The organism is Streptomyces sp. NPDC050534, from assembly GCF_044457745.1.
In the GTDB taxonomy this organism is placed as follows: Bacteria; Actinomycetota; Actinomycetes; order Streptomycetales; family Streptomycetaceae; genus Streptomyces.
Map to the genome: position 1 here is coordinate 254685 of NZ_JBITHF010000008.1, position 24223 is coordinate 278907.

Annotated in this window: 17 protein-coding genes and 1 tRNA gene; 10 read left to right on the plus strand and 8 right to left on the minus strand. The window is 71.1% G+C overall.

All coding sequences use genetic code 11. The annotated features are described in order from the left end of the window. Positions 1-22 precede the first annotated feature (22 nt). Positions 23-304, minus strand: a complete 282-nt coding sequence (locus tag ACIBN2_RS26525) for a hypothetical protein (RefSeq protein WP_399137820.1) — start codon at positions 302-304, stop codon at positions 23-25. A gap of 443 nt (positions 305-747) precedes the next feature. Between ACIBN2_RS26525 and ACIBN2_RS26530 the strand changes: the two genes are divergently transcribed. Continuing rightward, a complete protein-coding gene (locus tag ACIBN2_RS26530; protein WP_399137821.1) occupies positions 748-1008 on the plus strand; it encodes a GntR family transcriptional regulator in 261 nt (86 codons plus the stop codon). Positions 1009-1039: 31 nt separating this feature from the next. On the opposite strand, the gene ACIBN2_RS26535 is transcribed toward ACIBN2_RS26530, so the two are convergent. After that, positions 1040-1366 (minus strand): antibiotic biosynthesis monooxygenase family protein, encoded by a 327-nt coding sequence (locus ACIBN2_RS26535; RefSeq protein WP_399137823.1) that lies wholly within the window; start codon positions 1364-1366, stop codon positions 1040-1042. 170 nt (positions 1367-1536) lie between these two features. On the opposite strand from ACIBN2_RS26535, the gene ACIBN2_RS26540 reads away from it, so the two are divergent. The 3 genes from ACIBN2_RS26540 to ACIBN2_RS26550 all read left to right on the plus strand — a co-directional run bounded on the left by ACIBN2_RS26540 (position 1537) and on the right by ACIBN2_RS26550 (position 5552). After that, positions 1537-2799: an FG-GAP repeat domain-containing protein gene (locus ACIBN2_RS26540; RefSeq protein ID WP_399137825.1), complete on the plus strand. Its 1263-nt coding sequence runs from the start codon at positions 1537-1539 to the stop codon at positions 2797-2799. A gap of 189 nt (positions 2800-2988) precedes the next feature. Then, the gene (locus ACIBN2_RS26545; RefSeq protein ID WP_399137826.1) at positions 2989-4470 is read left to right on the plus strand and encodes a VCBS repeat-containing protein; all 1482 of its coding nucleotides are present in this window, start codon (positions 2989-2991) and stop codon (positions 4468-4470) included. Positions 4471-4589: 119 nt separating this feature from the next. Then, positions 4590-5552, plus strand: coding sequence for a Yip1 family protein (locus ACIBN2_RS26550; RefSeq protein ID WP_399137828.1), 963 nt, complete (start codon positions 4590-4592; stop codon positions 5550-5552). A 79-nt stretch (positions 5553-5631) separates the two neighbouring features. Here ACIBN2_RS26550 and ACIBN2_RS26555 read toward each other — a convergent pair whose 3' ends face one another. Both ACIBN2_RS26555 and dcd read right to left on the minus strand, forming a co-directional pair. Beyond that, positions 5632-6129, minus strand: a complete 498-nt coding sequence (locus ACIBN2_RS26555) for a phosphoribosyltransferase (protein WP_399137829.1) — start codon at positions 6127-6129, stop codon at positions 5632-5634. Between the two features lie 10 nt (positions 6130-6139). Further along, positions 6140-6715 carry a dCTP deaminase gene (dcd, locus tag ACIBN2_RS26560; RefSeq protein WP_393871599.1) on the minus strand — a complete coding sequence of 192 codons (576 nt, stop codon included), beginning with the start codon at positions 6713-6715 and terminating at the stop codon, positions 6140-6142. Between the two features lie 510 nt (positions 6716-7225). On the opposite strand from dcd, the gene ACIBN2_RS26565 reads away from it, so the two are divergent. Next, positions 7226-7299, plus strand: a tRNA-Gly gene (locus ACIBN2_RS26565). A gap of 435 nt (positions 7300-7734) precedes the next feature. On the opposite strand, the gene putP is transcribed toward ACIBN2_RS26565, so the two are convergent. Continuing rightward, positions 7735-11334 carry a sodium/proline symporter PutP gene (gene putP / locus ACIBN2_RS26570; RefSeq protein WP_399137832.1) on the minus strand — a complete coding sequence of 1200 codons (3600 nt, stop codon included), beginning with the start codon at positions 11332-11334 and terminating at the stop codon, positions 7735-7737. Between the two features lie 296 nt (positions 11335-11630). Here putP and ACIBN2_RS26575 point away from each other — a divergent pair, with 296 nt between their 5' ends. After that, entirely contained in the window at positions 11631-11897 is a 267-nt protein-coding gene (locus ACIBN2_RS26575) for a hypothetical protein (RefSeq protein ID WP_399137834.1), read from the plus strand. Between the two features lie 719 nt (positions 11898-12616). On the opposite strand, the gene ACIBN2_RS26580 is transcribed toward ACIBN2_RS26575, so the two are convergent. The 3 genes from ACIBN2_RS26580 to ACIBN2_RS26590 form a co-directional block, all read right to left on the minus strand. Continuing rightward, complete coding sequence (locus ACIBN2_RS26580) at positions 12617-17515, minus strand: DNA repair ATPase (RefSeq protein WP_399137835.1); 4899 nt, start codon at positions 17513-17515, stop codon at positions 12617-12619. A 117-nt stretch (positions 17516-17632) separates the two neighbouring features. Further along, positions 17633-19666 (minus strand): flotillin family protein, encoded by a 2034-nt coding sequence (locus tag ACIBN2_RS26585; RefSeq protein ID WP_399137837.1) that lies wholly within the window; start codon positions 19664-19666, stop codon positions 17633-17635. Between the two features lie 82 nt (positions 19667-19748). Beyond that, positions 19749-19880, minus strand: a complete 132-nt coding sequence (locus ACIBN2_RS26590) for a hypothetical protein (protein WP_399137838.1) — start codon at positions 19878-19880, stop codon at positions 19749-19751. A 282-nt stretch (positions 19881-20162) separates the two neighbouring features. Between ACIBN2_RS26590 and ACIBN2_RS26595 the strand changes: the two genes are divergently transcribed. The 4 genes from ACIBN2_RS26595 (at position 20163) to ACIBN2_RS26610 (ending at position 24163) form a co-directional block, all read left to right on the plus strand. After that, positions 20163-21221: a PucR family transcriptional regulator gene (locus ACIBN2_RS26595; RefSeq protein ID WP_399137840.1), complete on the plus strand. Its 1059-nt coding sequence runs from the start codon at positions 20163-20165 to the stop codon at positions 21219-21221. Positions 21222-21379: 158 nt separating this feature from the next. Then, entirely contained in the window at positions 21380-21847 is a 468-nt protein-coding gene (locus ACIBN2_RS26600) for a DUF5990 family protein (RefSeq protein ID WP_399137842.1), read from the plus strand. A 384-nt stretch (positions 21848-22231) separates the two neighbouring features. Next, a complete protein-coding gene (locus tag ACIBN2_RS26605; protein WP_004986771.1) occupies positions 22232-22435 on the plus strand; it encodes a cold-shock protein in 204 nt (67 codons plus the stop codon). Between the two features lie 234 nt (positions 22436-22669). After that, a complete protein-coding gene (locus ACIBN2_RS26610) occupies positions 22670-24163 on the plus strand; it encodes a DEAD/DEAH box helicase (protein ID WP_399137844.1) in 1494 nt (497 codons plus the stop codon). The last annotated feature ends 60 nt before the right edge of the window (positions 24164-24223 follow it).

A 24223-nucleotide genomic window follows, 5' to 3' on the forward strand; every position in this document is an offset into this window, starting at 1 on the left:
GCGTTTTCCCGCTCAGGGACGGTCAGTTCAGGTGGCTCAGCCTCAGGCCGCGGCTCTCGGCGACGCGCAGGGCGTCCTGGAGGGCCTCGGTCAAACACTCGGCGAGGAAACGGAGTTCACCGGAGGGCAGGTCGGGGAGCAGGGCCCGCGCGTGGGCGAGGAGTTCTGCGCCCATGCCGAGCTGGATGGATTCGGTGGAGTCGGCGAGACGCGAGACGGGTCCGCCGAGGTCGTCGGTGATGAGGTAGCAGGGCTTGCCCTCGGGGCCGGCCCAGGGCAGCAGGCGCGGTGACTCCGGCTTCATCAGGCAACCTCCGTCCCATGGATCCAGTACGGGCCCGGCATGTCCAACCCCAGGGCAGCCAGGACGAGTTCGCGACGCCGGTGACGCTGTTCGTGGGCGGTGAGGTAGGGGCGGACCGCAACGGTTGCCGCGCCATCGAGTGGAGTGTGGAGGCCGTACGGGCTGCGGTGGGCCGGGAGGGAGTGGGGGCGGGGGGCGAGGGGTGGGGCAGGGGGCCGGGGTGCGGGTTCGACTCGGCGCGGGATGTGCAGGAGGCCCATCCGGACGAGGAGACGGTGGATAAGGTCGGTCACGTCATCAGCTCCAGTCAGCTCAGGCTGGTGGCCACGCCCCCGGACGGCTCCACCCGTCGCGGGGGTCCTCTATGTCGCACACTCATCTTCGCGGTCTACCGAAGTCTACTGCGGTCGCGCGGTCTACCGCAGAGTTTTAGCGTCAACCGCATGAGTCCCGAGCTCGACCGCACCCGCCCCGTCTGGCGCCAGGTCGCCGCCGCTATCGAAACCCGTATCGCCAGCGGCGAATACCCGGTGGGCGCGCGCGTGCCGTCCGTCGTCGAACTGTCCAACGACTTCGGCATCGCGGCCTCGACCGCGCAGAAAGCGTTGGCCCACCTCAAGTCCGAAGGACTCATCCGAGCCGAGGTCGGTCTAGGTTCCTTCGTCGCCAAGCGCCCCGCCGAAGAACCCGAGCCGCCCGCATAGGGACAGTCCCGCGGCGGGGCGCGCCCTAGCGCTACGCCCCCTTGGGCTCAGCCTGCTGGACCACCTCGAAAGACCACAGCGTCGAGCCGGTGGCCGCCGGCTTCGGTCGCTCGCCGCCCTCGCCGCCGCCCTGGTGCGCCGCCCGCATCGGCCCCTGCAGCCACGCCTGGAAGGACTCCTCGTCACGCCAGCGCGTGTACACCAGGTACTGGTCGGTTCCCTCGACCGGCCGCAGCAGCTCGAACCACTCGAAGCCGTCGGAGCCCTCCACGGCGGAGGCCCGCGCGGCGAACCGCTTCTCCAGGACCTCGCGCTGCTCGGCCGGCACGGTCAGTACGTTGATCTTGACTACGCTCATGCAGCCATCCTGACGCACCCGGGTGGACAACGGCGTCCGCATCCGCACCCGGCGGAGGGTCACGGGCCGGCCGAACCCGGGGCTGTCGCCGCGTCTCTCGCCCGTGCATCATTGCCCAGGCGTTGTCGACGGGGCTGACGAGGTGAGCGGTGCGCGTGCGAAGAGGCGGGATGTGTACGGCGGTCCTCTGCACCGCCCTTCTGCTCGCCGCCTGCGGCCCCGGTGCGGACGCCGGAGCCGCCCGCCCCAGCCCCGTACGGATCGCGGACGCCCCCGCCAGGCTGCCCGTCCCGCACGGCAAGGGCAGCAGGGCTCCTGACGACTTCAACGGCGACGGACACCGCGACCTCGTCCTCGACGCCCTCGTGAAGGCCCGGAGCCACGAGGACGACGCGGGCATCGGCATCGTCTACGGCGGCGCGCACGGACTCACCCCGGGCGCACGGCAGTTGCTCAGCCCCGCGAAGTACGCCGCCCGCACCAAGGGCCGGCTCCCCGCCGTCTTCGACGCGGAGGCGAGCTGCGACCTGGACAAGGACGGCTTCACCGACCTGATCGTCTCGACCGACCCGCCCTACGACGGCCAGGGCATGCCCCCGGTCCCCCTCCAGGTCCTCTTCGGCTCCCCCGGCGGCCTGACCCGCGCGGTCACCCTCGCCGTCCCCACCGCCGCCCGCTTCGGCAACGACTGGCCCGACCAGCCGGTGTGCGGCGACTTCGACGGCGACGGCGCCGAGGACCTCGTCCTGCACGCGTCGGGACAGCGACTCACGTATCTGCGCGGCCCGTTCAGCGGCAAGGGCGCTCCTCGCGCGGCCGGCGCCGCCGTCCCCTCGCCCGGCGAGGTCCCCACGGGCCCGGCGGCCGACGTGAACCGCGACGGCTACGACGACCTGGTGGTCCGCACGGCGGACGGCACGAGCAAGGCGTACGTCGTCCTCGGCGGACCCACGGGCCCGACCCGCACCGGAACCGCCCTGCCCGAGGGCATCGACATCGCCCTCGGCCGCTTCGGCAGGGGCGCGGCCCTGGACGCCGCGGTCGGCGCGATGGGTGAAACGTCCCTGCGCTACGACCTCCCGGCCCCGACCCGCGCCACCCTCGCCTCCCCCGGCTCCATGCTCGACGCCGCCGACTTCGACGGCGACGGCCTCAGCGACCTCGTCTCCAGCGGCTCACGGCTGCGGATCTTCCGCGGCCGTACGACAGGCCTGACCACAGCCGGCATGGTCACCGTCGCGCCGCCCGCGCGGGGCACGACCAGGGTGCTGGCGGTGGGCGACTTCGACGGCGACGGCCGGGCCGACCTGGCGGTGCGCACCTACCGGGGCGAGACGAAGGACACCGTCGCGGTCTACCCCGGGGTGAAGAAGCGTCTGGTGGCGGCCGAGCCGTCGGTCACCTTCTCCAGCTCGGAGTTCCTGGCGGGCTGAACCACCCCTCACAGCGGCCGCAAAAAATTACCGAACTCACGTACAACCCTTGCCTCCCATCGCGGGTCTCCTGATCGCCGACCGAACGGTTAACGCCAGGTCAACTCCCGGCCAACGCCGTTCGGCGCGCACCCCATCGACTGTGGACGCCCGCCAGGCGTCCCCCGCATGCCGCAGGAGAAAACCCGCATGCACACACCTTTGCGACTCGCTCTCGCGACGGCCACCGCGGCCGCGCTGACGGGCGGTCTGCTCACGTTCTCGGCCGTCACCGCGACGGCCGCGGACTCCACCACCGTCGCCCAGGCCGACTTCAACGGCGACGGGATCGGCGACACGGCCTTCTCCGCCGACGGCGCCTACGTGAACGGCAGGAACGGCGCGGGACAGCTGGTCGTCCTCTACGGGACCAAGCCCGGCGGCGTCTCGTCCGCCAAGCGCTCCACGATCAGCCAGGACACCGCCGGCAACCCCGGCACCGCCGAGGCCGGCGACCACTTCGGCAGCGAGACCGCCTACGCCGACTTCAACGGCGACGGCTACGACGACATCGCGGTCGGCTCCTGGGGCGAGGACGTCGGCACCGACAAGGACGGCGGCGGCCTCGCCATCCTGTGGGGCTCGCCCTCCGGCATCACCGGCAAGGGCGTCTCGATCGCCGACCCGGCCCCCACGAGCCACGACTACTGGGGCAAGAACCTCGCCGCCGGCGACTTCGACGGCGACGGCACTGCAGACCTCGCGGTCGGCAGCTCCAACGCCACCATCTACGTGCTCAAGGGCGGCATCAGCGCCACCGGCAAGCCCGGCGGCACGTACACGATCAAGCCCCCGATCGTCGGCACCGACGCCGACGGCCCGCTCAACCTGACCGCCGGCAACATCAACGGCGGCAAGGAGACGGACCTGGTCGTCGACGGCTACGAGACCCAGACCGACTACGGCTGGAACAAGAACTACTACATCCCCGGCACCCCGAACGGCCTGAACATGGGCGCCTCGGAGGTGCTCAAGCCCGGCGTGATCACCGCCATCGGCGACATCGACCAGGACGGCTACGGCGACATCGTCTCGGGCGCCTACTGGAACACCACCACGAGCGACGGCACGACCATCCCCGACTCCGGAAAGGGCGGCAAGGTCTGGGTCACCTACGGCTCCGACGGCGGCCCGATCACCACCAACGCCACCGGCATCACCCAGGACACCGGCAACGTCCCCGGCACCGCCGAGGGCAACGACTTCTTCGGCTACGAGCTCGACCTGGGCGACGTCAACGGCGACGGCTTCCTGGACCTCGCGATCGGCGTGGCGGGCGAGAACATCGGCAGCGCCACGAACACCGGCGCCGTCACCGTCCTCTACGGCACCGCGAGCGGCCTGAACACCACCTCCGGCGCCCAGTCCTTCGCGCAGTCCACGGCGGGCGTGCCCGGCAACGACGAGGACAACGACTACTTCGGCACGGACGTCAAGCTCGACGACGTCACCGGCGACGGCAAGGCCGACCTGATCGTCGGCTCGCGGGAGAACGCCGGCAACGGCGGCGTGACCTACCTGCCCTCGGACGGCACGAAGATCGTCACGACCGGCTCGCGCGCGATCGCCCCGAGCACCTCGGGCGTCTCCACCACGGGCTCGCCGTACTTCGGCGCCAACTTCGCGGACTGACCGGCCCGTAGCCGGTCATCCGCCCCTGTACGAGGAGCCGGACCCTCACCCTCGGGCCCGGCTCCTCCTCTTCCTCCGTGTCCCCTTCCCTAGGGGGCACCTTGACGTTCCCTTAGGGGATGTCACAGCTCGGCCGCAAACCCGGGCCCGAACCGCCGGGCCAGCCACGTCACTCTGCGGGATCAGTTACGTTCGAAGGCGTGGCTGGATTCAGGATCGGACGCGGCGCCCGCAACAACGGAGCTCCGCCGAGGCGACCGCAACAACCCCCGTACGGACAGCAGGCTCCGCGGAGCCCGTCGTACGGCCAACCGTCTGCGCAGCAGCCGTACCGCAACGGCGGCGGCCAGTGGCAGCAGGGCAACGGCGGGTACGACGAGCCGGAGTACTTCGGCGGCCAGGGCGGGTACGGCCCGCAGGGCGGCCACGATCCGTACGCCGCCAACAACCCCGGCCACACCCAGGCGTTCTCGGTCGGCGAGGACCCCTACAGCCAGGGCGGCACCTACCGCGCGGGCTCGGCCCCGGCCGGCCCCGTGGGCCCGCGCCTGCACTGGAAGGACCTGCTGAGGGGCATCATCCTGTCCCCCACCCAGACCTTCCTCCAGATGCGCGACTACACGATGTGGGGCCCGGCCCTCATCGTGACGTTCCTCTACGGCCTGCTCGCGGTCTTCGGCTTCGACGGCGCCCGCAAGGACGCGATCGACGCGACCCTCTCGAACGCGGTCCCGATCGTGCTGACGACGGCCGTCGCGATGGTGCTGTCGGCCTTCGTCCTGGGCGTGGTCACCCACACCCTGGCCCGCCAGCTCGGCGGCGACGGCGCCTGGCAGCCCACGGTCGGCCTCTCCATGCTGATCACGTCCCTCACCGACGCCCCGCGCCTGGTCTTCGCCATGTTCTTCGGCGGCGACGCGACCTTCGTCCAGGGCCTGGGCTGGGCGACCTGGGTGGCCGCAGGCGCCCTGCTGACCCTGATGGTCAGCCGCTCCCACGACCTGCCCTGGCCGAAGGCCCTGGGCGCCTCGGCGATCCAGCTGATCGCACTGCTGTCGATCGTGAAGCTGGGCACGTTCTGACACCCACTGACACCCACGACGAGAAGGGGCTCCCGGCGATACGCCGGAAGCCCCTCTTTTCATGCCGCCACCCCGACCGTCAGGCGTCGAGAACCTGCCCGGCCCGGTCGATCACGGGAGGCAGAACGCTCCACGGGAAGTTGATCCACTCGTCCGTCCGCTTCCACACGTAGTCGCACTTCACCAGCGACTGCGACTTCTCGTAGATGACGGCGGAGCGCACCTCGGCGACGGTGTCGAGGCAGAAGTCCCGTACCAGTTTCAGGGTCTTGCCCGTGTCGGCGACGTCGTCGGTGACGAGCACCTTCTTGTCGGAGAAGTCGATGACGTTGGGGACGGGGGCGAGCATGACGGGCATCTCGAGGGTGGTCCCCACGCCGGTGTAGAACTCGACGTTCACCAGGTGGATGTTCTTGCAGTCGAGGGCGTAGGCGAGGCCGCCGGCGACGAAGACGCCGCCGCGGGCGATGGTGAGCACTATGTCCGGCTCGTACCCGTCGTCGGCGATCGTCTGCGCGAGCTCGCGCACGGCGGTGCCGAACACCTCGTAGGTCAGGTTCTCCCGTACGTCACTCATTCCGCCGCCCTCACACCTGGGTCCGGTGGAAGTTCAGGTAGGAGCGGGAGGCGGTGGGCCCGCGCTGCCCCTGGTACCGCGAGCCGTACCGCTCGCTGCCGTAGGGGAACTCGGCCGGCGAGCTGAGCCGGAACATGCACAGCTGCCCGATCTTCATGCCGGGCCAGAGCTTGATGGGCAGCGTGGCGAGGTTGGAGAGCTCCAGCGTGACGTGCCCGGAGAAGCCCGGGTCGATGAACCCGGCGGTGGAGTGGGTGACGAGTCCGAGCCGCCCGAGAGAGCTCTTGCCCTCGAGACGGGAGGCGAGGTCGTCGGGAAGCGTGATGACCTCGTACGTGCTGGCGAGGACGAACTCCCCGGGATGCAGGATGAAGGGCTCGTCGCCCTCGGGCTCCACGCACCGCGTGAGGTCCGCCTGCTCCACGGACGGGTCGATGTGGGGGTACTTGTGGTTCTCGAAGACCCGGAAGTACCGGTCCAGGCGCACGTCGACACTCGACGGCTGAACCATGGATTCGTCGTAGGGATCGATCACCACTCGCCCGGCGTCGATCTCGGCCCGGATGTCCTTGTCTGAGAGAAGCACGCCCCGAGGATACGCAAGGCGCGCGGACCGGCCACAATCGCCCGCCCGCGCGCCCGCTCATGCTGTGTTCCCGACGCCTCTAATGCTTCTCGAGACTCACCGGCACCACACTGCGGAGCCGGGCGCAGCGTGGACACCGGACGAGCCGGTGGGGGCCGAGTCGATCGGCCTGCTGCATCGGGAACGAAGCGGTGCTGAACACGTGCCCATCGGCACAGCGGACGAGGGTGCGCTCCATCAAGTCCAAGAGTCCCTTCCCCAAGAGGCGCGTCCGGCTACTGCTCGCCTGACGCCAAATGCCACATTACGGGATTAAAGGAACGACCCTCCAGGCGGCACTCCGGCCACGCCCGGACCCTCTCCCACTCCTCCACGGTACGCCCCAACTCCCGCCCCCCGCAGCAGCATCGCCGCACGCAACGCACACCGGCCCCACGGCTTCAGCGCCGGGGACCGGGGATGGGGTAAGGTGACGTTGCATTCAGACACCGGCTTCGACCGGCGTCCTGCGCGGGTGTAGTTTAATGGTAGAACATCAGCTTCCCAAGCTGAGAGCGCGAGTTCGATTCTCGTCACCCGCTCCAATACGAACCCCCAGGTCATTGGCCCGGGGGTTGTTTGTTGTCTAGACCAGTGAGCACAGCGCGCACCATAACCGCACCATGGGGGCGCGACTACGTTCCCGTGGGCTCCTCCTTGTGGTGCTTCTCGCCTTCGGCGCGGACCACGCCGCCGCCCCACCAACGAGAGTCAGGTTTCTAACTCTCGCTCCACGCAAAGCAGTTCCCCCGGTATTTTGGTCTGAGCCGACCTCGTCGGCCGGGGATCCTCACACATGGGCCCGGCAGTCCCGGGAGCGGAGTGCGAGATCTCCGGGAAACGGGTGCCACCGGACCATGTCGTCGAGTCCGGCTGCGACTTCGCGCCGGCGTTGGCGTTCTCGCCGGTCGCCGCTTCGGCGAACTGGTCGGTGTCGAAAAGCTCGTTGATGTGACCGCCCAACTGGGCTGACGCCAAGCTCACGCCGTAGGACCAGGCTGGGCAACCGCATCGGCGGGTATGACCTGCTCCGTCCAGATGATCTTGCCGGTCGCCGTGTACCGCGTGCCCCATCGCTGTGCGAGCTGGGCCACGATCAGCAGGCCCCGTCCTCCCTCGTCGGTGGTTCGGGCGTGGCGCAGGCGCGGTGACGTGCTGCTGGCGTCGGAGACCTCGCAGATCAGGCCGCGGTCCCGGATCAGGCGGAGGGAGACCGGTCCGGTCGCATGGCGGATGGCGTTGGTGACCAGCTCGCTGACGATGAGCTCCGTGGTGAAGGCCAGATCGAGCATGCCCCACTCCGACAACTGCCGGACGGCGAGGCCGCGGGCGTCCGCGACGGCGGCCGGATCGCTGGGCAGGTGCCATGAGACCGCCTGGTCCGGGGCCAGGACGTGGGTCCGGGCGAGGAGCAGGGCCACGTCGTCGGACGGCGGACCCGTCAGCAGGGCGTCGACCGCGCCCATGCCGATCTCCTCCAGCGCCTTCCCGCACACCGCGAGGGTGTCGCCCAGCCGGGAGAGCCCTACGTCGATGTCCCGGTCGAACGTCTCGATGAGGCCGTCCGTGTAGAGGGCGATGAGGCTGCCCTCGGCCAGCTCCACCTCGATGGACTCGAAGGGGAGGTACCCGAGCCCGAGGGGTGGTCCGGCGGGCATGTCGAGGACGTCGGCGGTGCCGTCGGGGCCGACGATCACGGGTGGGAGGTGGCCGGCGCGGGCCAGCGCGCACCGTCTGCTGACGGGGTCGTACACGGCGTACAGGCAGGTGGCCCCCAGGAATGCGGCGCCGGCGGTCTCGTCGTCGGCCGCCGCCGACTCCTCGCCGCCCTGCTCCCCCATGTGGCCGATGACCAGGTCGTCCAGATGGGCCAGCAGTTCGTCCGGGGGGAGGTCCAGGTCGGCGAGCGTCCGTACCGCGGTGCGCAGGCGCCCCATGGTCGCCGCCGCGTTCATGCCGTGTCCGACGACGTCCCCGACGACCAGTGCGACGCGGGCTCCGGAGAGCGGAATCACGTCGAACCAGTCGCCGCCCACACCGCTGGGGGCATCCGCGGGCAGGTACCAGGACGCCACTTCCAGGGCGGAGCCTCCGGTCAGCTCCTGAGGGAGCAGGTAACGCTGCATGGAGCGGGCCGCGGTGCGCTCGCGGGTGTAGCGGCGCGCGTTGTCGACGCACACGGCCGCGCGGGAGACGAGTTCCTCGGCGAGACGCACGTCGTCGTCCTCGAAGGGGCCCGTACGCCCGGAGCGGGCGAACGTCGCCACTCCCAGAGTGACACCGCGCGCCCGTACCGGAACCACCAGCAGCGAGCGGAAGTCGAAATCGCGGAGGGATGCGCCCAGTGGCTCGTCCTCGGTCACCCAGGTGCTGGTGGAGAGGTCCAGGATTCGTTCCACCAGGGTTCTGCTCTCCAGCAGGCACCGGGTAACCGGCGACAAGGGAGCACGCCGGACCGATTCGCCCACGGCCAGGCTCGCCTCCGGGCAGCCCTCCCGCACCGACTGCTGGCCCGCGCGGCGTATGACGGGCGTCATGCCCACCGGTCCGGGGGCCGGCTCCTCGCCCCTCATGACCGCGTCCAGCAGGTCGACGGCGACGAACTCGGCGACGAACGGGACCGCCTCGTCCGCCAGTTCCTGCGCGGTCCGCGTCACTTCCAGCGTGCTGCCGATACGCGCGCCCGCGTCGTTCAGCAGGGCCAGGCGTTCCTGGGCCCGCCAGCGCTCGGTGACGTCGACGACCATGTACGAGATACCGACGTACCGGCCCTTGCGGTCCTTCATGCCGAAGAAGGAGGCGGAGCACGCGCGCATGCGGTCGGGGTCGGTGTAACTGGGACCGCGGTACTCGTGGTCCAGCACCGGGGTCCCGTTCTCGAGGACCTTGCGCATCTGCTCCTCGAACACCTCCGCCTCCGGCCTCGGCAGTACCTCCCTCACGTGCCGCCCCAGTCGTTGCTCGAGAGGGATGAGACGGTCCAGTGGCTCGTTCACCCAGACGTAGCGCAGATCCGTGTCCAGGACGGCCATGCCGACCGGTGCGTGGGTGAGAAAGGGTGTGCCCATCAGCTGGCTCGTCCCTCCGCCCGGCATCCGCCAGAAGGCCCGTTTCGGTGGTCGGCCGACGAACCTGCCGAAGACCAGTGCGGCGACCGTGGCGACCAGTACGCCCGGGACCATCTCGTAGATGCCCGACTCGAGTGGTCCGAGCAGTGGATTGATCTTCTTCCAGAGCAGGACCGTGGCCGCGCCCGACACGATCCCGGCCATGGCCCCCGCCCACGTCATGCGCGGCCAGTACAGCGAGAGGAGGACGACCGGTCCGAAGGCGGCTCCGAAGCCCGCCCAGGCGTACGCGACGATGTCCAGCAGCCCGCCGCCCCTGAGCGCGATCCCATAGGCCACCAGGATCACCACGACGACTGCGCCGCGACCGACCCACACCAGCGCCTTGTCCCCGGCATGCCGGTGGAGAAGCGCGCGGTAGAAGTCCTCGGTGAGGGCGACGGACGACACGAGAAGCTGGCTGTCCGCGGTCGACATGATCGCGGCCAGTACGGCGATCAGCATCACGCCGGCGATCCAGGGCGTGAGCAGGGTCTGGGTCAGGGCGATGTACACCGTGTCCGGCTCGCGGAGCGGCGTGCCGAGCCGCCCGATGCCCGCCAGGCCGACGAGCGTGGCGCCGGCGAGCACGACGATGACCCATCCCGTTCCTATACGGCGGGCCGCGGGGATGGCACGGATGCTGCGGATGCCCATGAAGCGGGCCAGGATGTGCGGCTGGCCGAAGTAGCCGAGGCCCCAGGCGAGCAGCGAGACCGTCGCCACGGCGCCGAGCGACCCGCCTGCCGACCAGCGGCCGTCCGCGAAGTCGACCCTGGCCCCCATGTCCAGCAGGTGCGGCGCCTTGCCGTCGAGGCCGTGGCGCAGTGCGCCGAAGCCGCCGAGAGCCGCGACACCGGTCAGGGGGACCACGAGCAGGGCGAGGAACATCAGGGTGCCCTGCATGACGTGCGTCAGGCTCACGGCGAGGAAGCCGCCCAGGCACGCGTAGATGAGGATCACCAAAGCGGTCAGAGTCACCCCGACCCCGAAACGGATGTCGAAGACCTGCTTGAACAGCAGCCCGCCGGCCACCAGGCCACTGGCCACGTAGACGGTGAAGAACACGAGGGTGACCGCAGCCGACACCACCCGGAGCATCCGGGTGCGGTCCTCGAACCGCTCCTCCAGGTATGCCGACAGGCTCACGGCGTTCTCGGCGCGCTCGGTGTAGGTGCGCAGCCGGGGGGCGACGAACAGCCAGTTGAGGTAGGTGCCGATCACCAGGCCGACAGCGATCCAGCTGGCGCCGAGGCCGGCCGCGTACACCGCTCCGGGAAGCGCGAGGAACAGCCAGCCGGACATGTCACTGGCCCCGGCGGACAGGGCGGCGACGAACGAGCTGAGCCTGCGGCCGCCCAGGGCGAAGTCGGCGAAGGTGTGAGTGCGGGTGTACGCCCAGACGCCTGTTCCGATCATGGCAGCCACGTATATGAGGAACGTGGTGAGGATCGGCGCACTCAAATCAAACATAGGGTCCTCGCCTGCGAGGTTCACAAGACAGGTGCGGCCGTCGGCACGCCTGGCAGTCTGTATGCCCTGGCGTATAAATGTACAGATCCCGGTCGTAAGGGAGCGACCTCACGTCCGTGCGCCCACCATGCGGGGTTCAGGTGGCGAGTTCGAGCACGGCGACCACGTGGCCACAGATTCCTGACCGGACCTGGGCGACCGGCTGCGCCTATCACCCGGTGCCTTCGGGCCCCGCACCGGTGCCCTGAGCCGTTGGCCGGGATGCGATGCGGTTCCCCCCGTTGGATGGTGGAGTCATGAACCATCACCACCGGTCCCAACGGACGATCGACATCAACACCCGGCTTGTGACGACCGGTGCCGTGCTCACCGCGGCCGGTGCCGCGGTGGCGTGCACCGGTATGGCCATCGCGGCCTCCGCCGTGTTCGCGGCAGGCCGACGCATGATCCGCGAGATGGACGTGCCCCCGGCCCAGCAGGCGGCCATGAAGTGGCAGCAGGCCAAGGAGGCGTCCCGAGCGGGCGTGCAGGCGTGGCACTCCACGCCCGACGCCCAGAGCTGATCGCCGTCCGTCCACCTGGCGACGTCAGCTCGCGGAAGGCGCGGCACGAGTCCCTACGACCCGACAACTCCCGTCAGGCGACGTCCACGTCGACAACCTCGCCGCGGTGGACGGCGGCGGCCCCTGCCGCAAGGCTATGTGGCCGAGCACCGACTGCCGGGCCTGCTCGTACAGGACGAACGGGGGGAGCCGAAGGCGATCCTGCCCGCCTCCCAGATGGTCAGGGTGCTGGTGCCCGCCAATGTGATCGAGGACCCGACGCTGGCCGCGGTCGTAGACGAAAAACACGCCGACCAGCTGTGCGCGGCGCTGGTGGGCCGCCGCGTGGGCGACTGTCTCTCCAGCAAGGCCGAGCCCCCGCCGGTCGCGGATCCGGTACGCCTCGCCGTCGATCCGTCGGCCCAGAGACTCCACCACCGGCATGCCGCACCGCAGCGTGCCCTGGCTCCGGAGAATGCCGGGCGCCCTGTTCGAGGGGTGCCACGGCAGCGGGTCGGCGACCGGACGGCCGGTGCTCACCCGGCGGCGGGCGAGTGCTCCTCGTGCGCTGAGGCCACTGTCCACGGCGGTCACGCGATGTCCGCCGGCCCGTATGGCGAGGCACAGCGGAACGCGTGCCCCCGGCGGTGGTGCTCGCGGTGTTCAGAACGAGCGGGTGGTCCAGGACCGTTACCGGGCACCTCTGCGCCTCGCCACCGCTTCCGTTCCCGCAGCTCATCTCACTCGTCTCCCGGCCCCGGGTCAGGTCGGGCCGCATGCCGGGGGGCCGGGGTCTCCGCGAGGTGGCGTGGGTCGGTGGCGCGGGTGATCGCCGTCTCGACGGCGGCGATCCGGTCGGCGAGCAGGCCGAGACCCGCGACCGCGCGGGTGAGGGGGTCGCCGTCCGGGCCGCCGAGGGTCTGGGTGCGGACGTACGCGGCCTTCAACTCGGCCCAGCGCCGGACCTGTTCGGCCGTGGCGCCGCCTCGGAGGTCGGCGAGTTTCAGCAGGTTGGCCTCGGCGCCGGTGGTGAGGGTCTGGGCCTCGGCCGTGTAGTGGTCGTCGATCAGCACGGCCAGTTCGGCGTCGTTCATGACCGGCTGGATGCGCTGGGCGATCTTGTTCATGTTGCGGTAGGAGCCCTGGAGCTGGAAGGGCGGCTCGGTTCGGGTGGCGTCGGACTGGGCGGCGGAGGCGATGTAGGCGGCGTTGACCGCCAGGACCGTCTCGCGGGCCGCGAGCAGGTGGCGCAGGACGGCCAGGGTCCGTTCCAGCTCGGCGGGAGCGTACGGGTGCGTCAGGCGGTCGGCCCGGGCACCCGGGTCGCCCGCGGCGAGGCGGACGAGCAGGTCGAGGTCGGTGCGGTCGCGGCCGGCGAGCGGGGCGAGCACCGGGTTGGCGGTGAGCGCGTTCTCGACGAAGCTGACCGCGAAGGCGTCCTCCTTGCCGGTCAGGACGTCGCCCAGGTTCCACACGTCGGCGCGGTTGGCGAGCATGTCGGGCACCCGGAAGCGGCTGCCGGACTCGGTGTAGGGGTTGCCGGCCATGCAGACGGCGAAGCGCTTGCCCCGCAGGTCGTAGGTGCGCGCCCGGCCGTCCCGTACGCCCTCGATGCGACGGGTGGCGTCGCACAGCGGGATGAACTTCTGCAGCAGCTCGGGCGAGGTGTGCTGGATGTCGTCGAGGTGGAGGAGGGTGTTGGTGCCCGCCTCCAGCGCGAAGTTGATCTTCTCGACCTCCCGGCGGGCCGTGGCGTTCGGGGCCTCGGCCGGATCGAGGGAGGTGACGGCGTGGCCGAGCGCCGGGCCGCTCACCTTCACCAGGATCAGGCCGAGGCGGTCGGCGACGTACTCCATCAGCGTCGTCTTGCCGTAGCCGGGCGGGGAGACGAGCAGGAGCAGGCCGCCGGTGTCGGTGCGTTTCGCCTCGCCGGTGGTGCCGAGCTGCTTGGCGAGGCTGTCGCCGACGAGAGGGAGGTACACCTCGTCGATCAGCCTGCTGCGGACGAACGCCGACATGGTCCCGGGCCGGAAGTCGTCCAGGCGGAGCCGGGCGCGTTCGGCGGCCACCAGCTCCGTACGGCGGCGCTGGTAGGCGCGGTGTCCGGGGACGTCGTGCGCGCGGAAGGTGCGTGTGCGGGCGAGGAACTCGTCGATCCGCAGGGACAGCGACCGGTCGGTGATGCGGGGGTGGACGCCCAGCAGCCCTTCGGCCGTCCCGGTCAGGGGCGCGTCGGAGTCGTAGCGGGCCAGGTCGGGGCAGAGCTCGGCGGCCACCGCCTCGGCCAGGTCGCCGGGCGGGATGTCCGTGCCGGTCGAGGCGGTGTACGAGGTCAGCCACGCCTCGACGAGCTGGCGCCGCGCGGCCGGGTCGTCGAGCGCGGCGAGGTCGTCGTCGTACGCCGAAGTGCCCACCGTGCGGCGGAACTTGTCGAGCAGCGTGCGAGCGCCCGCGCTGATGACGAAGCCGTCGGGGCCACAGGTCAGCTCCTCGAAGAGGTAGGCGGCGGCGGCTTGCGCCACCTCGCCTCCGATCGCCTCCGCCAGCTCCCGCCGCAGGTCCTCGATCGCGGGGGCGAGGCCGAACGTGTCGCGCGCGCGGGCCAGCGAGACCGCGCGCCGCCGCCAGTCCCGTCGCGCGTCGGCGGACGTGCCGTGGGCCCAGAAGAGCTGGGCGGCGGCGCGGGCGGCGGGCTCGTGGCGGAGCGGGCCCGCGCCCTCGTGCAGCTGCAGAAGCGCGGTGAGGATCAGCACCGCGTCGTGGTCGTGGACGCCGCGCTCGTAGCCCTCGTCGTACGCCGCCTCCGCGGCCTGCCGGACCAGGGCGGGCAGGTCGGCGTCCGCGAGCGCCGCCGGGCCGTGTTCGTCCAGGAGCCGGGCGGCGAGGTGTTCGGCCCGGTAGACCTCGGGCGACTCCGACGGCAGCGGACGGTCCCAGTAGGGGCGGGTGGCGGCGAAGTCCGGGTCGGTGACCGGCGACCGGTAGTCGGTACCGGTCAGGGCGAGAGCGAGACCGTCGCCGTGCGGGACCAGCGTGAGGTCCAGTGGCTGGGTGTTGACCGCGAAGCGGTGGCTGCCCAGGCGGATGGTGCGTCCGTCGTCCGAGTACAGGTCGGTGCGGTCGCGCAGGGCGCGCAGGGCCTCCTGGCGGGCGGACTTCAGACGGCCGTCGAGCTCCTCCGCCCGGACCTGGTCGCCGACTTCACGCAGTTCGCCCGCGATGCGGCGGACCTTGGCGGGCATCGGGTCGGAGGTGAAGTAGGTGGCGACGGCGTCCGCGTCGGTGAGCGTGACGGCGCGGCGGGCTACCGTCCGCAGCACGCGGAGCGCCGAGTCGGCGAGGCGTTCGCAGCGGCGGGCGCGGGCGTCGGCGAGGGTCTGCTTGCGGGCGGAGAACGCCTCGTGGATCTCGTCGCGTTTGTCAGCGAGGGCGCCGAGGAAGCCGTCGAACCCGGCAGACTCCGAGAACCGCGCCTCCAGGTTCTCCATCTGGACGAGCAGGCGGGCGAGTTGCTCGTCGCAGGCGTCCGGGCTGTCGGCCGCGGCGAGCGCGCCGGTGACCGCTTGGCCGAGCAGGGCGAACTCGGCGGCGAACTCGGCCCGCCCCTCGGAGTCGCGGAGTGCGCTCCGGCGGCCGTCGAGGGTGGCGCGGGCGCGGTTGACGCCGCCGAGGACCTCGGCGATCCGTTCCAGTACGGCGGTGCGGACGGTGGCGTCGCCGATGTCGAGCCCGGCGACGACCTCGGTCATCGTGCGCAGCCCGTCGGCGAGTTCGTCCAGGCGGGCGGTGAGGGGAGCGGCACCGGCGACGGTGGTGATCGCCCCGGCGTCGGCGACGAGCTGCTCGATGTCGGCCTGGTGGCCGGCGAAGGCGTCCTCCCGGGCCAGGTGGGCGACGGCCCGCTGCCCGAAGGTGGCCAGGTCGGCCTCGACGTCGGCGGCGAGTGCGTCGATACGGCCGGTGTCGGCATACCGCATGTCCTTGAGGGTGAGCAAGTGGCCCTGGGCGTGCCGGAGTTCGGTCAGACCGGTGACCCAGGCGGCGGCGCCGCGGGGCGCCTCGCCGCGCAGGCGTCGTACCACCGCGGTGACGCGCGCGGCGGCCTCGGCGAGCGCGTCGGCGGCCCGGCGGGTGAGGGCCTGGACGGTCTCGAACTCGGACAGCACCTGCTCGGCGGTGACCCGCAGCCGCGTGAGCGGCTCGCGCAGGTCACCGAGTTCCGGCTGGCCCAGCCAGTGGTGGGAGTCGGCGACCCGGACGCAGGCGGAGGTGAGCGCCTCGTACACCTCGCTCGTCGGCGTCGTCTCGGCGACCGCGCGCGTGAGGGACAGGCAGTCCGAGATGCCGCGCACGAGGTCGGCGTTGCCGACGCGGGCCAGCGGGCCGGTGCCGACGGGCTGGGCGGCGGCGTGGGTGTCGGAGACGTACGGGGACTTCCACAGCTGCACGGGGTGCACGCGCTGCGGTTCGTCGCTGCCCGCCCGCAGGACGATGAGCGTGCCGTCGTCGAACAGGGCCCAGCCGTGGCAGGACAGCGGGGTGACGACCTCCTTGCGGATCATGTTGTACGGCAGCAGCAGGCTGCGGCCTTTCACGCGCGCGTGGAAGGCGTACAGCACGTCCTCGCCGTTGGGTGAGCGCACCTCGCGCTCGAACTCGAGGTCTGCCGTGTCGAGTTCGTACGTCTTGTGCGGTCCGGCGGCCAGGCAGTAGCCGCCGGGGAAGACGATGCCCTGGTCCTCGGGCAGGCGGCGGCACGCCTGTCCGATGCCGTCGAGGCGGGCGACGGTCAGGGTGAGGGTGTTGAAGACCAGGTAGCGGTCGGTGTCCTCCTTGTAGGGGCGGATCCGCAGCAGGATCAGGGCGCCCACGCGCGCGTAGGCGATGTCCGCGTCGGCGAGGGACTGGAGCGGCTCGGCGACGGGCTCGGTGTGGATGCCCTCGCCGGTCTCGGTGTCGTTCTCGACCTTGACGGTGAGGGTGCCGCCGACGGTCTCGACGAAGACCTCGCCCTCGATGGAGACGTGGGGATGACGGCCCAGGACGTGGTCCTCGCGGGTCGTGCGCGTCCACGCGAAGTCGTGGGAGGGCGGGAGGACGTGGTCGCGGTCGCCGCGCGCGTCGAGAAAGGCCGCCCGGCCGTGGTCGGAGACGGCCCAGCGCAGGACGCGGATGTCGCCGGCCTTGTCTCCGGTCTGGAAGACGGCCAGCACCTTGCCGTCGACACGGCGGAGCTGGAGGAGGTGCGCCTCGCGGTAGTAGCGGTGGAGGGCGGTGAACTCGCGGACGAAGGCGGGGTCGTCGAGCAGGCCGGGCACGGCGTCGTCGGGCAGCCGGCGCAGGTCGCGGTCGTACAGCGCGAAGACGTCGCCCACGACTGCCGGGGCTGTCCCGGGCTTCAGGCCGGGGAAGACGTTGTGGCCGAAGAGCAGGGTGCCACCCACGGAGACGATGTCGCGGGGCACGCAGTTGTGCTCGGTGCGCAGTGTCCCGGTGCCGGTCAGCTCCAGCCGGGTGGAGCCGAACTCCTCGGTGCGGCGGGTGTTGAGGGTCTCGGCGCGGCGGGCGAGCTCGGCGGCCTGCGCGGTGAGGCGGTCGCGCAGCACCTCGTAGGTGCCGGTGTCCAGGCCGGTGGTCATGGGTCCCTCTCAGGAAGCAGGAAGCGGGTAGCAGCAAGCGGGAGTCGGGAGTCGGGAAGTGGGATGGCACGGCCGGGAGCTGCCGTCCCCTGTGCGGCAGCTCCCGGTCGTGGGCCTTCAGAGCCTGGCGGTGCCGTTGACCGCGGCGAGCGGAGTGTCCGCGAGGCCCAGTTCGCCGGCCCTGTCCAGCAGTTGCTGAAGCTGTCCGGCGTTCGCACCGCCGGTCTTCATCAGCTTCATCAGCAGCGCGGACACGGTCAGGTTCTGCACGTCGGCCGTGGAGACCGAGCCGAGGATCCGGCCGAGGTCGTCGGTGAAACTGGCGCTGCCGTCCAGCCAGGGCGCCGCGAGTGCCTGCGCGGTCTGCGAGTGCTGTACGAACCCGTCGACGCCCTTGCCGAGTGCGACCGCCCCGACCAGCCGGTCGAGGAAGACCGACTCGCCTCCGACGATGTTGATGTCGGCGTTCTCCAGCCCGGTGGCGAGCACCGTGGCCTGTGCCTCGGCGACCTGGCGCTGCACGTCCAGGCCCGCCAGCCGTACTTCCTTCTCCGCCTGCAGCCGCAGCCGGTACTCCTCGTGACCGCGCGAGGCGTCGTCCAGGGCGGCCATCGCGGCCGCCTTCTCGGTCAGTCCGGCCGCCTCGGCCTTCAGCTTCTCGCCGATGCCCTCGGCCTCGGCGAGCGCCTTCGCCCTGGCACCCTCGGCCTCGGCCCGCATCCGCGCCTGAGTCGCCTCGGCCTCCGCGCGGCCGGCCTTCTCGGTGACCTCGGCCTCCTTGTCGCGGACCTTGACGGCGGCCAGTCCCTCCGCGGCGGCCTCCGCCTGGACACCTTCGGCGAGCCGCAGCTTGGCCTGCGCGTCCAGGTCTGCGCACTTCAACCGGGCGTCGGCCAGGGTGAGTTCCTCGGCCGCGCGGTGGGTGGCGGCCTGCTCGGCCGCCTCCGCGGCCTTGATGTCCTTGACCAGCTTCTCCTGCGCCTCGGCCTCGGCGGCGATGACGACGGCCTGCCGCTCGCGCTCCGCCTGCTCCACCGCGCGCAGCTTCTTGATGGACTCCTCCTGCTCGGCGACCGTACGGTCCACCGCGACCCGCTCCCGGATGACCTCGGCGATCTCCCGCTTCTCCGCCTCGACCTCCTTCGACGCGGCGATCTGCGTCAGCTGGGTCTCCCGCTCCCGGGCGATGACTTCGAGCTGCCGGTCCTTCTCGATGCGCTCGTTCTCGACGGCGATGACCCGCTCGCGGTTCTTCGCGGCGACGGCGATCTCGCGGGCCTGGTTCTCGCGCTGCACGCCGAGCTGTTCCTCGGTCCTGAGGAACGCGCCCTGCGCCCGCAGCCGCTCCTCCTCCACCACCCGCGCGGTCTCGGCCTCCTCGCGGGCCCGTACGGTCTCGATCTCCCGCCGCTGCTTGATCTCGGCATCCGTCTGGCGGCGCTCCAGCTCCAGGATGGCCTCGCGGGCGTCGACGTTCTGCCGGGTGATCTCCTTCTCCTCCGTGCGCTGCGCCTCGTTGGTGCGCACGTGCTCCACGGCCGTCAGCTCGGTGATCTTCCGGATGCCCTGGGCGTCGAGGACGTTGGCCGGATCGAGCTGGGTGACCGGCGTCTGCTCCAGGTAGTCGATCGCCGCGTCCTCCAGGTGGTAGCCGCTGAGGTCGACGCCGATGACCTCGATGATCCGGTACCGCAGCTCCTCGCGCTTGGTGTAGAGGTCGGTGAAGTCGAGTTGCTTGCCGACGGTCTTCAGCGCCTCGGAGAACTTCGCGTGGAACAGCTCCTGAAGCGTCTTCTGGTCGCTGGCCCGAGCCGTACCGACGGCCTGGGCGACCTTGATGACGTCCTGCACGGTCTTGTTGACCTTGACGAAGAACGAGATCCGGATGTCGGCGCGGATGTTGTCCTTGCAGATCAGCCCGTCCCGTCCGGTCCGGGTGATCTCGATGGCCTTCACCGAGATGTCCATGACCTCGGCCTTGTGCAGCACCGGCAGCACGACCTGTCCGGTGAAGGTCACGTCGACCTTGCGCAGCTTGGAGACGATGAGCGCCTTGCCCTGCTCCACCTTGCGGAAGAGCAGGGACACGACGAGTACGGCGAACAGGCAGACGGCGACGAGCGCGCCGATGCCCACGGTCATGGCATTCATGGCATAGGTCCTTCAGGTCCTTCAGGAATGAGGAAGTCGCGGGAGGGCACAGGGCGGTGCCCCGGCGGAGGCGATCCGGGAATCAGGGGGCTCCGTCGTGTGCCGTGCGGCGGGCGGCCACGGCTCCCGTCGGTGCGAGCAGCGTGCGCACCAGGGTCGAGCCGGCGGCGACCGGCAGCCGGAAGAACGCGACCACGATCAGGGCGGGGTGCACAGGATCACGGGAAAGCCGGTGGCGGCCTCGACGAGCGTCCGCATCTTCCGACCCCCCTTCCCGCCTCCGGCGCCGATGGACGCCACCTGCCTGCGCTCGGTTCCGGCGCCCGGCACCTGCCGGTGCCCGGCACCGGAACCATCCGCAGTGCTCCCCGCACGGCATGATGCACGGCCGGCGTGCGCCCGCGCATTGCCGGTTTCCGGCAGTGTTCATTAGGGTCTTCATGCCGGTGAGCCGCTAAGAAACCGTCACCGGGGCATCAGGATTCCGGGGGACGGCGTGACGGAGCGGGCGATACCCGAGCAGTATCTCGACGGCTATGCCCGCATCCTGGCCGAGGTCTCGGCCACGGGCCGCCGTCTCACCCGCGAGGAGATCGAGTCCCGGCGCACCCTGGGCGAACGGGCCGCGGACGCCGGCCACGGCCTGCGCGACCTGGTCGGCGCGCACCTCGCCGCGGCCCGCGCCGCATGGCCGGACGTCCCCGGATCGGCCGACAGCACGCTCGCCGCCGTACAGCAGGTCGTCGACGCCTTCGCCGAGGGCTACGAAGGCGCCCAACGCCTGGCGGTACGTCAGGAGGAGGCCGCGCGGCGGGAGTTCATCGACGATCTCCTCTACGGCCGCAGCGACCTGGGCCGCCTCGCCGAACGCGCCGAGCGCTTCGGTCTGCGCCTCTCCCACGCCCACGCCGTCGCCGTCGCGCAGGGCCCGGCAGCCTACGACGAAGCCAGCGCGGTCCCCCGGCAGGTGGAGCAGGCCCTGATCGCCCGCTTCGGCGACCGCGACGTCCTGCTCACCACCAAGGACGGCCGGCTGCTGTGCATCGCCCCCGGCCACGAGCACGAGGTCCTGCCCTACTTCGCCAAGCAGGCGCACGCCGCCACCGACGGCGGCCGGGTCGTCATCGGCCGCCCGCAGGCGGGCCCCGGCGGGGTCGTCCAGTCGTACGAAGAAGCCCTGAGCGCGCTGGAGATGGCCGAACGCCTCGGTCTCGACGACCCGGTGCTGCGCGCCACCGACCTGCTGGTCTACCCCGTCCTCACCCGGGACCGGCAGGCCATGGCCGACCTCGTGGCGCACACGCTGGGCCCGCTCACCACCGCCCGCGGCGGCGCCCATCCCCTCCTGGACACCCTCACCGTCTACTTCGACTCCGGCTGCGTCGCCGCCGAGGCCGCCCGCCGGCTCTCGCTGAGCGTGCGGGCGATGACGTACCGCCTGGACCGCATCCACCAGCTCACCGGCGCCAACCCGGCCGACCCGGCCCACCGCTACATGCTCCAGACCGCCGTCATCGGGGCCCGGCTGCTGGACTGGCCGGCCGTGGAACTCTGACCTGCGCCAGAGCGGGAGGTCGTCGGGAAGATGGGCGGCGCCCAGGTGGGCCTCCGTGATCTCCGGCATGACGACACGGCCCCGTCGTTCTCCCTCATGTCGCGTTCGCGCACCTCGATCGGGTTACGTGCACGGGCGATGGCGGGATGATGGCCGCCATGCGCATCCGCATCGACGCCGTCGATCTGCCCGGTCCCACCCGCCCCGCCCTCGCCGACGGGGAGGTTCCCGCCCACGGCAAGCTCCACGTCGGCGTGCAGCGCCGCGACCGTCCGGCCGAAGTCCTTGAGCCGCAGCCCGGCGACGGACCGTCCGCGACCTGGACCCTGGAGTGCACCGCGAGCGCCTCGGCGACCGGGACCGAGGTCCGAGGCCCCTATGTGCAGGACCGTCTGGGCCGGCGGTTCATCTACCTGTCGTGGGGCACGGTCGACGAGTCGGGCACCTTCACGATGTTCCGCCGCGCCAAGCTCATGCTCGACGTCATCCCCGACGACGTACTCGCCGCAGCCGCACGCGACGGGCTGCTGGTCGGACGCCTCGGCCTGACCGACGCGCAGGGCGGTCCCCTGTGCGCACGCGTCGAGCCCCCTCACATCACCTGGACCGCGGCACGCGCCGGCTAGGAGTGGCGATGTGACGTTCATCGCGGAAGTGGCATCTCGGCGGGACGGCCTTCCCCCGTCCGTCGATGACGACGGCAGCGGCACAGGGTGCATCGGGGGAGGTCATGGCGCTGTCGCCGGAAACGTCCGGCAGGAAGACTTCATCCGCGCGAATCAATATCTGTATCCGTGAAGTGAGAAATAGGCACGGTACACGGCGAGTATTCCTCGACCGCCGGGCCGAGCGGAATTACTGACCGAACATGGCCGCTCGCGCCGTGCTAACGTCGTTCTCAGTTGCAGGTGTGGTTGCCAGAAGGTTCATTTCCCGACGGTCCAATCAGCACGGCGACGCGGAATCCGCACAGGGCGGATTCCGGGCTTCGTCTCCGAAGGAGAAATGACATGGCTACTGGCACCGTGAAGTGGTTCAACGCGGAAAAGGGCTTCGGCTTCATCGAGCAGGACGGCGGCGGCGCCGACGTCTTCGCCCACTACTCGAACATCGCCGCCCAGGGCTTCCGTGAGCTGCTGGAAGGCCAGAAGGTGTCCTTCGACATCGCGCAGGGCCAGAAGGGCCCGACGGCCGAGAACATCGTTCCCGCCTGACACCGGCAGCAACGCATACTTCGTAGCTGGGGCCCGCACCTTGGGGTGCGGGCCCCAGCTCGCTGCATTTCAGGGCGTGTGACGGGAAGGCTCCACCACATCACCGAGCGGGTGACGAATTCCCCGCCGGCCCGACCCGACGCCCATCGTCTCCGGCTCGTTCTAGCGATTCTGTGCGCCTTCCATTGCGTTGCGGAAATTCCTTGGTACGTGCCCACTCGAGGAAGGTTCCGCTTGACCCACGCACGCACTGCCCGCACGACCCGTACCCACGACCGCTCCCGGGGTTCCGCCGCCGAGCGCTCGAGGGCTCCGCGGCGTACCAAGGACTACGGACGGCGACCGGCCACGCCCCAGGGCGAGTTCGCGCTGCCGGTGACCGTGACGCCCGCGCTGCCCGCCGTCGAGTCGTTCGCCGACCTCGCTCTGCCGGCACCGTTGCTGGCCGCGCTCGGTCACGAGGGCGTGTCCGTACCGTTCCCCATCCAGGGAGCGACCCTGCCGAACTCCCTCGCCGGACGTGACGTGCTCGGCCGCGGGCGTACCGGGTCGGGCAAGACCCTGGCCTTCGGCCTCGCGGTGCTGGCCCGTACGGCGGGCCGACGCGCGGAGCCGCGGCAGCCGCTCGCCCTGGTCCTGGTCCCCACCCGCGAGCTCGCCCAGCAGGTGACCGACGCGCTCACCCCGTACGCCCGCGCCGTGCGGCTGCGCCTGGCGACCGTGGTCGGCGGGATGTCCATCGGCAGGCAGGCCGGTGCGCTGCGGGCCGGCGCGGAGGTCGTCGTCGCGACGCCGGGGCGGCTCAAGGACCTCATCGGCCGTGGCGACTGCCGGCTGGACGACGTCGCCATCACCGTCCTCGACGAGGCCGACCAGATGGCCGACATGGGCTTCATGCCGCAGGTCACCGCCCTGCTCGACCAGGTGCGCCCCGAAGGGCAGCGGATGCTCTTCTCCGCCACCCTGGACCGCAACGTCGACCTGCTCGTCCGCCGCTACCTGAGCGACCCGGTGGTCCACTCCGTCGACCCCTCCGCGGGAGCGGTCACCACGATGGAGCACCACGTGTTCCACGTGCACGAGGCGGACAAGGACCGGACGACCACCGAGATCGCGGCACGGGACGGCCGGGTGATCATGTTCCTGGACACCAAGCACGCCGTGGACCGGCTCACCAAGCACCTGCTGAACAGCGGCGTCCGCGCGGCGTCCCTGCACGGCGGCAAGTCCCAGCCGCAGCGCACGCGGACCCTCGCCCAGTTCAAGACCGGGCATGTGACGGTACTGGTGGCGACCAACGTCGCGGCGCGCGGCATCCACGTCGACAACCTCGACCTGGTCGTCAACGTCGATCCGCCCACCGACCACAAGGACTACCTGCACCGCGGCGGCCGTACCGCCCGCGCCGGAGAGTCCGGCAGCGTCGTCACCCTGGTGACCCTCAGCCAGCGCCGCAGCATGAGCCGGCTGATGGCCGCGGCCGGCATCAACCCCCGGATCACCCCGGTACGTTCGGGTGAGGCCGAACTGAGCCGTATCACCGGCGCCCAGGCCCCCTCCGGCGTTCCCGTCGTCATCGCCGCGCCCGTCGCGGAACGCCCCCGCCGCGCCGCGACGTCCGCGGCCTCCTCGTCCCGGAGCCGCCGCGACCGCCCCGCTCAGGGGAGCTCCACCGGACGACCCGGGCGGCGCAGGGCGCAGCGGCCCGCCTTCGACCGGGCTGCCTAGAGGCATCGACCTGAAGCTCACCCGTCCCTCACCGCTCTCCGTGGAGGCAGCTTTGACACC